Genomic DNA, 13,821 nt, shown 5'->3' with positions numbered 1-13,821 from the left:
ACCGGGCCGTCAGCTCCCGAGGTGGGTGGGCGCGAACATCCGCAGTACCGCCGGGAGCAGCACCACGGACGGGCCGGGGGTCGCCAGGGCCTTCACCAGGTCCTCCTCCAGTGTCTCGGGGGTCGTACGGACCCCCGGGACGCCGAAGGACTCGGCCAGCGCCACGTAGTCGGGGCGGGCCAACTCCGTCGCCGTGGCCTGGCCGAAGGCGTCGGTCATGTACTCGCGCAGGATGCCGTAGCCGCCGTCGTCGACGATCAGCCAGGTGACGTTCAGGTCGTACTGCCTCGCCGTGGCGAGTTCGGCGATCGAATACAACGCGCCGCCGTCGCCGGAGACCGCGAGGACCGGGCGGGTGGGATCGGCCGCCGCCGCGCCGAGGGCCGCCGGGAAGCCGTAGCCGAGGCCGCCCGCGCCCTGGGCGGAGTGCATGGTGTTCTTCCCGCGCGGGTCGAAGGCGGACCACGCCCAGTACGCCAGGATGGTCATGTCCCAGAAGGACGGGGAGGTGGACGGGAGGGCCCGGCGCACGGACGCCAGCACCTCCTGTTCCAGGGTGAGTTCCTGCGCGGCGATGCGCTCGCCCACCCGGTCGAGCAGCACGCGTACGCGGTCCGCCGCCGTCGGGTCGGGGCGCTCCTCGACGGTCTCCAGGAGCGCGGAGAGCGCGAGCCGGGCATCCGCGTGGATGCCGATCGCCGGGTGGTTGGACTCCAGCTTGCCGAGGTCGGCCTCGATCTGGATGACCCGGCCGCGGGGCTTGAACGTGTGGTAGTTCGAGGACAGTTCGCCAAGGCCGGAGCCGACGACCAGCAGGACGTCCGCGTCCTCGAGGAAGTCGGTGGTGTGCCGGTCCTCCAGCCAGGACTGGAGCGAGAGCGGGTGGTTCCAGGGGAACGCGCCCTTGCCGCCGAAGGTGGTGACGACCGGCGCGTTCAACTTCTCCGCCAGCGACTTCAGCTTGCCGGACGCGTCCGACCGTACGACCCCGCCGCCCGCGATGATCGCGGGGCGGGCCGCCGAGGACAGCAAGTGGGCCGCCAGCGCCGTCAGTTCGGGGCGCGGGACGACGTCCTCCGGGGTCGCGTCCATCGCCGTGACCTGCGGCAGGTGGGTCTCGGCGAGGAGGACGTCCTGCGGGATCTCCACCCAGACGGGGCCGTGCGGGGCGGTCAGCGCCGACTCCCAGGCCGCCGCGATGGCGGAGGGGATCTGCGACTGCGTACGGACCGTGTGGACGGACTTGACGACACCCCTGAACGACGCCTGCTGGTCCGGGAGTTCGTGCAGATAGCCGTGGCGTCCGCCGCCCAGCCCGGCGGTGGGGATCTGGCTGCTGATGGCGAGGACGGGGGCGGAGGCCGCGGCGGCCTCCTGGAGCGCGGCCAGGGAGGTCAGCGCACCCGGGCCGGTGGAGAGCAGCAGCGGTGCGGCCTCACCCGTGATGCGGCCGTACGCGTCGGCCGCGAACCCCGCGTTGTTCTCCACGCGCAGGCCGATGTACTGCAACGAGGACCGGCGCAGGGCGTCGAACATGCCCAGTGCGTGCTGTCCGGGCAGGCCGAAGACGGTCGTGGCGCCGAGACCGGAGAGGGTCTCCACGACCAGGTCTCCGCCGTTGCGGCCGGGGGGCGGATTCAGCGCGGCCTCCGTCTGCGCCGCCGACGGACGGAGAACCAGGTCGTGGTCGTGGGTCACTTCGCTTCGCCGTCCTTACGGGCCTGCGCGATCTGACGGGACATGATCGTCGTCAGTTCGTACGCCGTGTGGGACGCGGCCACCGCCGTGATCTCGGCGTGGTCGTACGCGGGCGCGACCTCGACCACGTCCGCGGAGACCAGGTTGCAGGAGGACAGTCCGCGCAGGATCTCCAGCAGCTCGCGGGAGGTCATGCCACCGGCCTCCGGCGTGCCCGTGCCGGGGGCGTGCGCCGGGTCGAGGCAGTCGATGTCGATGGAGATGTACAGCGGGCGGTCGCCGATGCGCTGGCGCAGCTGGTCGGCGACCTCGTCGGCGCCCCGGCGGTAGATGTCCGCCGAGGTGACGATGCCGAAGCCCATCTTCTCGTCGTCGGTGAGGTCCTGCTTGCCGTACAGCGGGCCGCGGGTGCCGACGTGGGAGAGGGCCTCCGTGTCCAGGATCCCTTCCTCCACCGCCCGGCGGAACGGGGTTCCGTGCGTGTACTCGGCGCCGAAGTAGGTGTCCCAGGTGTCGAGGTGCGCGTCGAAGTGGAGCAGGGCCACCGGGCCGTGCTTCTTGGCGACGGAGCGCAGGAGCGGGAGGGCGATGGTGTGGTCGCCGCCCAGCGTCATCAGGCGGGCACCCGTGCCGAGCAGCTCGTCGGCCGCCGCCTCGACCGTCTCCACGGCCTCGTTGATGTTGAACGGGTTCGCCGCGATGTCACCGGCGTCGGCGACCTGGGCGAGGGCGAAGGGGGAGGCGTCCTGCGCCGGGTTGTACGGGCGCAGCAGACGGGAGGCCTCGCGGATGGCGTTGCCGCCGAAGCGGGCGCCCGGCCGGTAGGAGACCCCGGAGTCGAAGGGCACGCCGACCACGGCGACGTCGGCGCTGCCGACCTCGTCGAGGCGCGGCAGCCGGGCGAAGGTCGCGGGGCCCGCGTACCGCGGGACGCGGGACGAGTCGACGGGGCCGCGTGGCTGGCTGCCGCCTGCTGCCGGGTACTCGGTGCTGCTCATCGTCGGACTCCTCCAGGTGGTACGGGGTGATGCGTCGTACAGGTGGCGCTTTTCCAGTGTCGCGGACCCCGCTGACCGGGGGCCGCCCGGCCCGGTCGCCGTGCGGCGGCCGGGCCGAAGTTCTTCGGGGGCTGGGGTGCGGTGCGGCGGCTAGGCGACCACGGCCGTCGGCTCGGCCGTCGCCTCGGCGTCCGCGCCACGCCCGGCCAGCCGCTCACGCCAGGCGGCCAGCACCGCCGGGTCGGTCGCGGGCGTGGCCAGGGAGACGATCACGTACGCGACCAGCGAGGACAGCAGCCCGTAGTAGACGGGCTCGTTCGCGAGGATGCCGTACGTCGCCATCAGCCCGATGACCGCGAGTCCGCCGACGACGACGGAGGCGAGCGCGCCGTGCACGGTCCCGCGCTTCCACAGCAGTCCGCCGAGGATCGGGACGAGCAGACCGCCGACGAGCAGGTTGTACGCGACGGTCAGCGCCTCGACGACGTTGTTGAGGGCGATGGCGGTACAGATCACGGCGACGCCCATGACGAGGATGAAGACGCGGTTCCCCTTGACCTCGTCGTGCGGCTCGCCGTCACGGACCTCGCCGTCGCGCCGTACGGCCCCGCGCAGCTTGGTCCAGATGTCGTTGTTGGCGACGGTGGCGCAGGCGATGAGGGCGCCGGAGGACGTGGACATCACGGCGGCGAGGGCGGCGGCGAGCACCAGGCCCCGTACGCCGACCGGGAGTTCGTCCTTGACGATGGTCGCGAAGGCGGTGTCGGCGCTGGGCAGCGTCGGGTACATCGCCTTGGCGGCCGTGCCGATGACGGCGCCGGCGAGGGCGTACACCAGGCAGTAGGTACCGGCGACGGTGCCGCCCCACTTGGCGGTCTTGTCGCTGCGGGCGGTGAACACGCGCTGCCAGATGTCCTGGCCGATGAGCATGCCGAACGTGTAGATCAGCACGTAGGTGAAGATCGTCTCGCCGCCGATGCCCAGCGGGTCGAAGTACTCCGTGGGCAGCTTGGCCTTCATCTCGCTGAACCCGCCGGCCTTGACGACCGCGATGGGCAGCAGGAGCAGCAGCACGCCGACTGTCTTCACGACGAACTGCACCATGTCGGTGATGGTGATCGACCACATGCCGCCGAGCGTGGAGTACGCGACGACGATCGAGCCGCCGATGATGATCGCCAGCGTCCGGTTCATGTCGAAGAGGACGTCGAAGATGGTGGCGTACGCGATGGTCGAGGTGACCGCGAGCATCAGGGTGTAGGCCCACATCACGACGCCGGAGATGACGCCGGCCCGGCCGCCGTAGCGCAGGTCGAGCATCTCGGAGACGGTGTAGACCTTCAGGCGGGCGATACGGGCGGAGAAGAAGACGGAGAGGGCGAGGAGTCCGAGGCCGATGGTGAACACCATCCAGGCGCCGGAAAGCCCGTACTGGTATCCGAGCCCGACGCCGCCGATGGTGGACGCGCCGCCGAGGACGATCGCGGCCATGGTCCCGGAGTACATCGCGGGACCCAGGCGCCGCCCGGCCACCAGGAAGTCACTCTTCGACTTGGCGCGGCGCATGCCCCACCAGCCCATGGCCAGCATGCCGGCCAGATAGACGACGATCACTGTGTAGTCGACGGCCATAGGGGGCCCTCCTTCGCGCACTCATCGGTGGCGTGTCGTGCAGATGGACATGGGGACGCGGACGGGCGAGCGACGAGCGACGCCCGGCCGGGAGACCGGCAGCGGATCGCGGGGACATACGCCCGTACCCACGGCTGCCGACGGCACCGACATTAGGTGGCCGGAAGATGACTCTGAAGTGTACGTTTCATCCATTGCAGCCGATCCGGATGGAGGGAACGTCCACCATGCCGGACGCATCCGCCACATCTGTCCCACCCACCCCACCGATTCCTCTGTCGGCTCTCCTGGCCCGGGAGGACCTGGGCCTGCGCCGGATCGCGGGGCCCTCCGACCCGGACACGGTGATCCACTGGGCGCACACCTCGGAGATGGCGGACCCGTACCCGTATCTGCTGGGCGGTGAGCTGCTGCTGACCGCCGGGGTGCACATCCCGGAGGCGGCGGGTTCGGGTACCTACTTCGACGACTACGTTGCCCGGATCGTGGCGGCGGGCGGCGCGGCGCTCGGCTTCGGCCTGGCGCCGGTGCACGACACGGTCCCGCGCGCCCTGGTCGCGGCCTGCGACACCTACGGCCTGCCCCTGCTGGAGGTCCCGCCCCAGACCACCTTCTCGGGCGTGGCCCGCGCGGTGTGGCAGCTGATGGCGCAGGCCCGGCTGGCGGAGCTGCGGCGCGTCACGGAGGCCCAGCAGAGCCTGGCGGCCGCCGCGGCGCGCCCGGACCCGGCGGCGGCGGTGCTGCGGCAGCTGGCTCAGCGGGTGAGCGGCTGGGCGGTGCTGTACGGCCCGGAGGGCGCGGAACTGGCCCGGGCGGGGAGGCCACCGGAGGCAGGCCCCGTGACGGCCCTGGGCGCCCTGGCCGGCGTCGTGCACCCCGGGGGAACCCAGGCCACCGGCCCCCAGGGCCCCGCCCCCACCCCCACCCCCGTTCCCGCTCCCACCCCTTCCTCCGCCACCGACACCGTCGGCGGCACCCACCTCGCCGCGTACGCCCTCGGCGGCGGGCAGGGCTTCGTCCTCGGGGTCGCGGCACCGCGCCGGGACCCCGGGGACCACACCATCGCCTCCGTCGCGGCCGTGCTCCTCTCCCTCCTCACCGGGGAGCAGCAGAGCGGAAGCGGTGCGGCGCGCTCGGCGGCGCTCGTACGACTCCTGCTGGGCGCCGCGCCCGAGGACGTGGCCCCGCTGCTCGGCGGGGACCGGTGGACCGTCGTGCACGCCCGCCCCGCGGCGGACGGCCCCGCGCCGGACGCCGTCGCCGCGTCGGCGCTGGGGGCGGCGCTGGGCTCCGCGCTCATCGACACCGGCGAGGGTGTCGTACGCGTCCTGATCCCCGGCCACCGCGAGCCGACCGCGCAGGAGGGCTGGATCTGCGGGGTCAGCGCGGCGGTCGGCCCGCACGAGTGGGCGTCCGCCGACGGGCAGGCGGCCCGCGCCCTGGCCCGGGCCCGGGCGACCCGCACGCCCCTCGTCCGGCACGGCGAGCGCCCCGCCCTGGCGGACCTCGTGCCCTCGGCCGACGCCGAGGCCCACGCGCGTGCGCTGCTCGCCCCCATCGCCGCCACCCCCGCCCTCACCGAGACCCTCCGTACCTGGCTCTCCCTCCACGGCAGTTGGGACCGCACGGCCGTCGCCCTCTCCGTCCACCGCAACACCGTCCGCCAACGCATCGCGCGGTGTGGGACCTTGCTGGAGGCGGACCTCGACGACGCGGACGTACGGATGGAGTTGTGGTTCGCGTTGAGAGATGCCTGAGAGAAGCCTCCCCCGACCCTCACCTCTCAGCAGGCCGAGTCGGGCGGGTGGGCGGGAAACCGACAACGACCGCCTCACGCCGAGTGACCCGCATCCCACGGTTCAGGACAACCGCCCTACCAGCGGAGCGCCCCGGCACAATGGGTGGCATGCCGATATCCGGGACCCCCAGCCGCGCCGAGCTCGTCGACCACCTGGTCATGACCCGTATCGCGGGCGACGTCGCCACGCCTCGCGAGAACAACCTTTCCCACTACCGCAAGCTCGCCAACGGCGACCGCAACTTCTGGCTCGGCCTGGAACTCGGCGACCGCTGGACCGACGAGCAGGACGTGCTCGCCGTGATGGCGGAGCGGTGCGGTGTGAACGACGACCCGGAGTACCGCTACGGCCAGGACACCATCGACCCCGAGCTGACCGTCGACGCCCTGGAGCGGATGGCGGCGCGGCTGCGCAAGGCGGCGGACGGTGAGCAGCGGGTGCTGTTCGCGACCGGCCACCCCGGCGGCCTCCTCGACGTGCACCGCGCCACCGCCACCGCGCTGCGCGGCGCCGGCTGCGAGATCGTCGTCATTCCGGACGGGCTACAGACGGACGAGGGGTACGTCATGCAGTTCGCGGACGTGGCGGTGCTGGAGCACGGCGCCACGCTGTGGCACACGCACTCGGGCGAGCCGATGCGCGCGATCCTCAAGGGCCTCGAGGGCGCGGGCCGTCCCCTGCCCGATCTGGTCGTCGCCGACCACGGCTGGGCGGGCTGCGCGGGCCAGCTCGGCGTCGACTCCGTCGGTTACGCCGACTCCAACGACCCGGCCCTCTTCCTCGCCGAGTCCGAGGGCACGGTCCAGGTGACGGTCCCCCTCGACGACCACGTCACGAGCCCGCGGTTCTACGACCCGCTGACGGCGTATCTGCTCTCCGCTGCGGGACTCCTCTGACGCCCACCGCGGGAACGTGAGCGGCACCGCGCCGCACGGAGGGCTACGGAAAGTAGTCGCATTTGTATGGCGAGTGTTCGGCGCGCTACGCGCCGTTGGGGTCCCTGGTCCGGCTCGGCCCCCGCGCCTCGTCGCAGCGTTGACGATGCGGCGGGGCTCAACCAGGCGCCCGGAGGCACCGTCACCGGCCGGAGTTCTGGTGTTCATTGGTCGACTTTCCAAAGGGTGGGCGTCGCGAAGGACGGGCCGACGGATGACTTGCCACCCCTCTCCAACCCCTTTCCCGAACGCGCATAAATAAATGAAATGGGGAGTCGGATTCAAGGCGCTCGCAAGGCGATATAAATCCCCGGAGAGTTTCGCTCGACCACACGTCCAGCACCCCGAGGAAAGGTAAGTGGCGACATTAACGCACTTAATTGGGTGCTTGCTCGCCCTCCTTTCGAACTACCGATCGGACGGTCATGCCGGTGAGGGCACCCCGGCTCGACCGGTCGACACCGATCCAGATGTGATCGTTATTCACTCGTGCCGTTCGAGTATGAGCGATGAACGAAACGAACCGCGTGACGAAATTCTCCTAGCGTAGCAAAAGGGACGTAAGGTTCGGCATGCCGGTGCGCGACCCGCCGCGCCGAGGGCGTGGTCAGGTCCAGCCCGCGAATCCCTCCCCGGAGGGAAGCCTGCCCGACTTTTCCCTGCCCGAGTGACCTTTTCGCAGCTCATGGTGTTTACTGGAAGTCGGTCTGAGCCTTGGTGGGTCCAGACCCTTTCCTGGAGGCCTCGGGGGTGGTTCCCCGGGGCCTCCTTGTTTTCCATCGCGTTCACATCCGCACCCCCTTCCGCTCATCTGCGGGAAATTTTCAAGCGCGTCTTCGGATATCCTTGCGGAATATCGGCATTCACACTTGACGACCCTCCCTCCGCAAGACGGAGCGTAACCTGGACCACACCCAACGGAGTCGGCGCGACAAAACCCTCCTGCGAGGGTTTGTTTTCCCTTCCCTTCGCGACCTCCGCCGACGGGAAATTCCCGTCGCCACACATGCGCGACTGGCGAATTCCGCGCGAGTGGAGGTAACTTGTCGATGTAACGCCTTCGCCTCGCGTCCGGACCTAAACCAGCCGGATGACCATGCGACGGAGAGGGCTCTGGACCCACCAGCCCGGGTGCGCCCGCCAGTCGGCGGACGCACCCGGTCCCCTGTTTTTCCCGAGCGGGAAGGACCTCAGAACCGATGCAGACCGCCGTCGCCGATGGCGTCGCCCTGCCGAAGACCCTCGTCACCCGGGCCATCGGCAGCCCTCGACCGACACAACGTCACCATCACGGCCCGTTACGGCCGCACGCCTCCGCGACGCCGTACGGCGCGGCCGGGGCAGGGGAGTGACCGATGCCTCCCAAGGTCGACGCCTTCCGCACCAGTGACGTCCTCAAAGGCCGTCAAGCGATGCCCGAGGGCACCTTTCTCCACTACCTCCCCGGCAACACCTGGCCGCTGCTCGTCAGCACCTGGGGCCTGGACGCCCGTGTCTACGAACGCGACGAGGAACTGCCGCTGGGACCGGGCGACGGAAACGTGTACATCATCCTGGGCGGCTGCGTCCTCCAGGAGCGTTTCCCCTTCGGCGCCGGGTTCGCCTCCACCAGGATCACGAGGTTCCGCGGCGTCGGCGAACTCCTGGGCGAGGCCAAGCTGATCGACCCCGAGGCGACGGTCACGACCGTCTGCCTGACCACCACCTGGGTCATGCCCTGCTCCGTGAAGCGCATGAACCTCCTGCTGCGCCGCCAGCAGGAGGCCCAACTGGCCCTGCTGCGCAGCCTGGAGGACCGCAACCGCAGTGACGAGATGATCTACTGCACCCCGACCCGCTCGCCCGTGCAGCGGGTCGGCGGCCTGCTGCTGCACCTGGCCGGGGTCGCCGGCCGGACGAACTCCGCCGACCCCGGCCAGGTCACCATCCTGGGCCCGACCCAGAGGGACATCGCCGATGCGCTCCTGATGGGCGTCTCCACCGTCGAGAACGCGGTCCGCACCCTGCGCGAGACCCACGGTGTGATCACCAGCAGATACCGGCAGTTCGTGGTGACGGACCTCCTCGCCCTGCGCGACATCGCCATGCCTTCGTAGGGCCTGTCCGGCCGAGTCAACGACGACTTCCCGTAACGCCGCAGGGCCCCGTGCGGGGTCAGGCGCGCACCCACGAACGGATCGGACCACGATGATCCTCAGCTCGACCACCCTGGCGGCCGGCGCCGGTTCCCCGGTGGTGGCCGCCCTGTCCGGCGCGGTCACCGCCGCCCTCGCCCTCCTCGGGATCCGCCACGGCCGCCAGGTGTTCGCGTGGATGAAGAAGAACCGCGACACCGACGACAACGCCAAGGACCTCGACGACGCCGACAGCTACCTCAAGGAGACCTTCGAGAAGCTGTGCGAGCTCGCCCAGAAGCCCTGCCGGGCCGCCGACCTCGCCCCGCTGAGGCGGCTGCGCAACCTCATCAAGGCATCCGCCGATCAGCTGGAGGTGATCCGGACCGAACTGCACGATGTCACCGACCACTTCGAGGGCTACCTCGCCACCGGCCTCCCCCAGCTCACCAGCCCCGCGAGGGTGCCGCAGACGGAGCTCGACACGCACATGGAGCGCGCGATGAAGCAGGAGCACGCCCGCATGGAGCTGGAGCGTGCCGTGAGCAGGGCCCAGCAGAGGATCCGGTTCCTGCGCAAGGCCTGACCGCCCCTGGCGGGAGCCGGGCTACAGCCACGGGAGTCGCCCTACGGCAACGGGAGCCGCACTACGGCAACGGGTTCAAGCCCTCCTCGCGGCGCTGGGCGTAGCCCGGTGTCGGGTCGAGGTACACCCGGCTCACCCCGGGGAACGCCTCGCGCAGCCGTGCCTCGGCCTGTTCGCAGGCCCATTCGATCTGGGCGGCGGTCGAGACGTCCCTGAAGTCGACCTTGGCCGCGACCAGCGCCTCGCGGGGCCCCTGCACGAGGGTCGTGAGCTCCAGTACGGCCTCCACGTGCTCCACGGCGAGCAGTTCGGCCCGGATCCGCTCCCGCACCGACTTGGGCAGCGGGCGGCCGATCAGCAGCTCGGCGTTGGAGCGGCCGAGCACCCAGGCGACGTACAACAGAAGGAGACCGATGCAGAGGGACGCGATGCCGTCCCAGACGCCGGAGCCGGTGAGCTGCCCGCCGAGCAGACCGCCCGCCGCGAGAACAAGGCCGATCAGCGCGGCCGAGTCCTCCAGGACCACGGCCTTCACGGCGGTGTCCGGGGTGTACCGGAGGTAGCGCTTGAAGGGCGCTCCCACACGCTCCGCCTCCCCGCGCGCCTGGCGTACACCGGTGCGCAGGGAGAAGCTCTCCAGCAGGAAGGCGACCGCGAGCACGATGTACGCGACGAGGGGGTCGCCCGGCTCCTCGCCCGCGACAAGGGTGTGGATGCCGTCGTAGAGGGAGAACACCGCGCCGCCGACGAAGGTGGCGACGGCGGCGAGCATCGCCCATATGTAACGTTCGGGGCCGTAGCCCAGCGGATGTTCCTCGTCGGCCGGCTTCTCGCTGCGCTTCAGCGCGGTGAGCAGCAGTACCTCGGTGACCGTGTCGGCCACCGAGTGCGCGGCCTCGGACAGCATCGCGCTCGATCCGCTGATGACGCCCGCGACCGCCTTGGCCACCGCGATCCCGAGATTGGCGAGGGCGGCGACGATCACCGTGAAGGTGCTCTCGCCGCCCTCGTCGTCCTGCTGTCCGGCTCCCGCTTCAGTCATGGCCATGCCCCAGTCTTACCGGGTGGGCCCCCGGTCAGTCTTACCGGGCAGGCCCCGACCTACCGGGGGATGCGGACCACGCCCTCCTGGATCACCGAAATGGCCAGCCGTCCGTCCTGCGTGTAGATACGGGCCTGGCCGAGGCCGCGGCCCCCGGAGGCGGACGGCGACTCCTGGTCGTACAGCAGCCATTCGTCGGCGCGGAAGGGGCGGTGGAACCACATCGCGTGGTCCAGCGAGGCCCCGACGACGTCGCCTGTCACCCAGCCACCGCGCCCGTGCGCGAGCAGGATCGAGTCGAGGAGCGTCATGTCGGAGACATAGGTGGCGAGGACGACGTGCAGGAGGGGATCGTCGGACAGTTTGCCGTTGGTGCGGAACCACACCTGGGAGTGCGGTTCGCGGACCTCGCCGACCGTGCCGTACGGGGGCGCGTCGACGTAACGCAGGTCGACGGACTCGCGCGCTTCGAGGAGCCGTTCGACGACGACCGGGTCCTTGATGACATCGGCGTACAACGGCAGCAGTTCGGCGGCCGTGGGCAGCGTCTCCGGGTCGGGCGCGGCCGGCATCGCGGCCTGGTGCTCCATGCCCTCCTCGTACGTCTGGAAGGACGCGGAGAGATGGAAGATCGGCTGCCCGTGCTGGATGGCGACGACACGGCGGGTGGTGAAGGAGCGCCCGTCACGGATGCGGTCCACCGTGTACACGATGGGCGCGCCGGGGTCCCCCGGACGCAGGAAGTACGCGTGCAGGGAGTGCGCGTGCCGGTCCTCGGGGACCGTACGCCCGGCGGCCACCAGCGCCTGCGCCGCCACCTGCCCACCGAAGACACGCGGGACGACGGCGGAGCGGGACTGGCCGCGGAAGATGTCCCGCTCGATCCGCTCCAGGTCGAGCAGATCGAGCAGGGACTCAAGTGCCTGACTCATGCGTCAGTTGTATCGTGCGGTTGTTTCCGGTGATCTTTCACCGGCCTTACAGGCCCATGTCCTTCGCGATGATCGACTTCATGATCTCGCTGGTGCCGCCGTAGATACGGTTGACGCGGTTGTCCGCGTACAGGCGGGCGATCGGGTACTCGTTCATGAAGCCGTAGCCGCCGTGCAGCTGGAGGCAGCGGTCGATCACGCGGTGCGCGACCTCGGTGCAGAACAGCTTGGCGGACGCGGCCTCGGCCGGGGTCAGCTCACCCGCGTCCAGGGCCTCCAGGGCGCGGTCGACGACCGCCTCGGCGGCGTCCACCTCGGCCTGGCAGGCGGCCAGCTCGAACTTGGTGTTCTGGAAGTGCGCGACCGGCTTGCCGAAGACGGTGCGCTCCTGCACGTACTCCTTGGCGAACCGGACGGCGGCCTTGGCCTGCGCGTACGCGCCGAAGGCGATGCCCCAGCGCTCGGAGGCGAGGTTGTGGCCGAGGTAGTAGAAGCCCTTGTTCTCCTCGCCGAGGAGGTCCTCGGCCGGGACCTTCACGTCGACGAACGCCAGCTCGGCGGTGTCGGAGGTCTTCAGGCCGAGCTTGTCGAGCTTGCGGCCGACGGAGTAGCCCTCGGACTTGGTGTCGACGGCGAAGAGGGAGATGCCGAAGCGGCGGTCCTCGGCGGTCGGCGCGGAGGTACGGGCGCAGACGATGACGCGGTCGGCGTGCACGCCACCGGTGATGAAGGTCTTGGCGCCGTTGAGGACGTAGTGCGTACCGTCCTCGGAGAGCTTCGCGGTGGTCTTCATGCCCGCGAGGTCGGAGCCGGTGCCCGGCTCGGTCATCGCGAGGGCCCACATCTCCTCGGCGGAGACGAACTTCGGCAGGAACCGCTTCTTCTGCTCGTCGGTGGCGAGCATCTTGATGTACGGCAGGCCGAGCAGCACGTGCACACCGGAGCCGCCGAACTGGACGCCCGCGCGGGCCGTCTCCTCGTACATCACGGCTTCGAACTTGTACGAGTCGATGCCGGCGCCGCCGAACTCCTCGTCGACGCGGATGCCGAAGATGCCGAGCTCGGCGAGCTTGTAGTAGAAGTCGCGCGGCGCCTGGCCCGCGGCGAACCACTCGTCGTAGACGGGAACGACCTCGGCCTCTATGAAGGCCCGCAGGGTCTCCCGGAACGCCTCGTGGTCCTCGTTGAACACCGTACGGCGCACCGCCGCCACCCTTCCTTGCGCCTAAGCCGGCGCCGCTCTCGCGTACCTGGTTGCGCGCCGTCTGGGTTCCTCAATTGATGGTTGCGGTCCCAAATCTAAGCGCTTGCTCAGAAGCTAGGTTACCCGTCGGTCACGACGACCGTCCAGAGCCATCGGCCGTCCTCCCCCATGACGCTCGTCACGCCCGCTCGACGCTCGTCACGCCCGCTCCAACTCGGCCAGCCGGGCGAGGACGCGCTGCGGAAGCTCCGCGGCGGTCAGCCGGAACGGGGTCCAGCGGTCGTTGGAGTCCGGCTTCAACGACGCCGAGAACCGGAAGCGCCCCCTGCCGTTGGGCTCGGCGATCATCTCCCCGAACGCGCCGCTCGGTATCAGCCAGGCGGTCATGATCGTTCCCCGCTCGACGTCCACGGCGACGAACAGCATGTCCAGGTCGGCCCGCGGCTGGAAGGTCTGGGAACGCACGAAGGCCATCAGCCTGCCCTGCCGGATCTGCGTTCCGGTGGACATCCGGGCCTTCACCTGCACCGCCAGGGTCGCCGAGCTCCCGCGCCGGTGGAAGACGAGGTCCACCCCCTCGTCATCGACCAGCGAGGTGGAGACGTTCAGCTCACCGCCCGTGGCGAGGATGGCCGAGGCCGCGATCAGATACTCGGCCGCCTTTCCCATCCGTGCGGCCGCCGGACTCTTCTCCAGGTAGTCCTCGTCGTCACTCATGACGTGAACCTACCGACCGACCGGTGGCGCGACGGCAGAACCCACGATCGCGGATCGCGGATCGCGGATCGCGGATCGCGGATCAACGCGCCCATGGACCCCACCACTTGGGTGGCGGCGGGTCGGCCGGTGCCGACGTCGGCTGATCGGGATGGAGGCCGAGC

General features: G+C 70.5%; 12 protein-coding genes. 5 read left to right on the top strand and 7 right to left on the bottom strand.

Translation table 11 applies throughout. From position 1 onward, the window contains the following. Positions 1-9 precede the first annotated feature (9 nt). From OG819_RS19655 to OG819_RS19645, 3 genes are all read right to left on the bottom strand, one after another. Positions 10-1,698: a thiamine pyrophosphate-binding protein gene (locus tag OG819_RS19655; RefSeq protein WP_266650691.1), complete on the bottom strand. Its 1,689-nt coding sequence runs from the start codon at positions 1,696-1,698 to the stop codon at positions 10-12. After that, a complete protein-coding gene (speB, locus tag OG819_RS19650; RefSeq protein WP_266413764.1) occupies positions 1,695-2,696 on the bottom strand; it encodes an agmatinase in 1,002 nt (333 codons plus the stop codon). The genes OG819_RS19655 and speB overlap by 4 nt, the downstream gene beginning before the upstream one ends. A 150-nt stretch (positions 2,697-2,846) precedes the next feature. Next, positions 2,847-4,328 carry a sodium:solute symporter gene (locus tag OG819_RS19645; RefSeq protein ID WP_266650689.1) on the bottom strand — a complete coding sequence of 494 codons (1,482 nt, stop codon included), beginning with the start codon at positions 4,326-4,328 and terminating at the stop codon, positions 2,847-2,849. 227 nt (positions 4,329-4,555) lie between these two features. Between OG819_RS19645 and OG819_RS19640 the strand changes: the two genes are divergently transcribed. The 5 genes from OG819_RS19640 (at position 4,556) to OG819_RS19620 (ending at position 9,762) form a co-directional block, all read left to right on the top strand. Next, positions 4,556-6,085, top strand: coding sequence for a PucR family transcriptional regulator (locus OG819_RS19640; protein WP_266650687.1), 1,530 nt, complete (start codon positions 4,556-4,558; stop codon positions 6,083-6,085). 149 nt (positions 6,086-6,234) lie between these two features. Beyond that, complete coding sequence (locus tag OG819_RS19635) at positions 6,235-7,023, top strand: phosphatase (protein ID WP_266650685.1); 789 nt, start codon at positions 6,235-6,237, stop codon at positions 7,021-7,023. A 1,238-nt stretch (positions 7,024-8,261) separates the two neighbouring features. Next, entirely contained in the window at positions 8,262-8,414 is a 153-nt protein-coding gene (locus OG819_RS19630) for a hypothetical protein (protein WP_266624864.1), read from the top strand. 3 nt (positions 8,415-8,417) lie between these two features. Further along, positions 8,418-9,158, top strand: coding sequence for a Crp/Fnr family transcriptional regulator (locus OG819_RS19625; RefSeq protein WP_266413759.1), 741 nt, complete (start codon positions 8,418-8,420; stop codon positions 9,156-9,158). A gap of 91 nt (positions 9,159-9,249) precedes the next feature. Beyond that, on the top strand, positions 9,250-9,762 hold the full coding sequence (locus tag OG819_RS19620) for a hypothetical protein (RefSeq protein ID WP_266624865.1): 513 nt from the start codon (positions 9,250-9,252) through the stop codon (positions 9,760-9,762). A gap of 61 nt (positions 9,763-9,823) precedes the next feature. On the opposite strand, the gene OG819_RS19615 is transcribed toward OG819_RS19620, so the two are convergent. The 4 genes from OG819_RS19615 to OG819_RS19600 all read right to left on the bottom strand — a co-directional run bounded on the left by OG819_RS19615 (position 9,824) and on the right by OG819_RS19600 (position 13,657). After that, positions 9,824-10,804 carry a cation diffusion facilitator family transporter gene (locus tag OG819_RS19615; RefSeq protein ID WP_266652753.1) on the bottom strand — a complete coding sequence of 327 codons (981 nt, stop codon included), beginning with the start codon at positions 10,802-10,804 and terminating at the stop codon, positions 9,824-9,826. A gap of 59 nt (positions 10,805-10,863) precedes the next feature. Further along, positions 10,864-11,736 carry an acyl-CoA thioesterase II gene (gene tesB / locus OG819_RS19610; protein WP_266413756.1) on the bottom strand — a complete coding sequence of 291 codons (873 nt, stop codon included), beginning with the start codon at positions 11,734-11,736 and terminating at the stop codon, positions 10,864-10,866. Between the two features lie 46 nt (positions 11,737-11,782). Further along, positions 11,783-12,940: an acyl-CoA dehydrogenase family protein gene (locus OG819_RS19605; RefSeq protein ID WP_266624866.1), complete on the bottom strand. Its 1,158-nt coding sequence runs from the start codon at positions 12,938-12,940 to the stop codon at positions 11,783-11,785. Positions 12,941-13,138: 198 nt separating this feature from the next. After that, a complete protein-coding gene (locus OG819_RS19600; protein ID WP_266650683.1) occupies positions 13,139-13,657 on the bottom strand; it encodes a hypothetical protein in 519 nt (172 codons plus the stop codon). Positions 13,658-13,821 lie beyond the last annotated feature (164 nt).

Origin of the sequence: Streptomyces sp. NBC_01549 (genome assembly GCF_026339955.1) — a bacterium.
GTDB lineage: Bacteria > Actinomycetota > Actinomycetes > Streptomycetales > Streptomycetaceae > Streptomyces.
The sequence above is the reverse complement of the archived record's forward strand: the minus strand, read 5'-3'. Positions and strand labels throughout refer to the sequence as shown.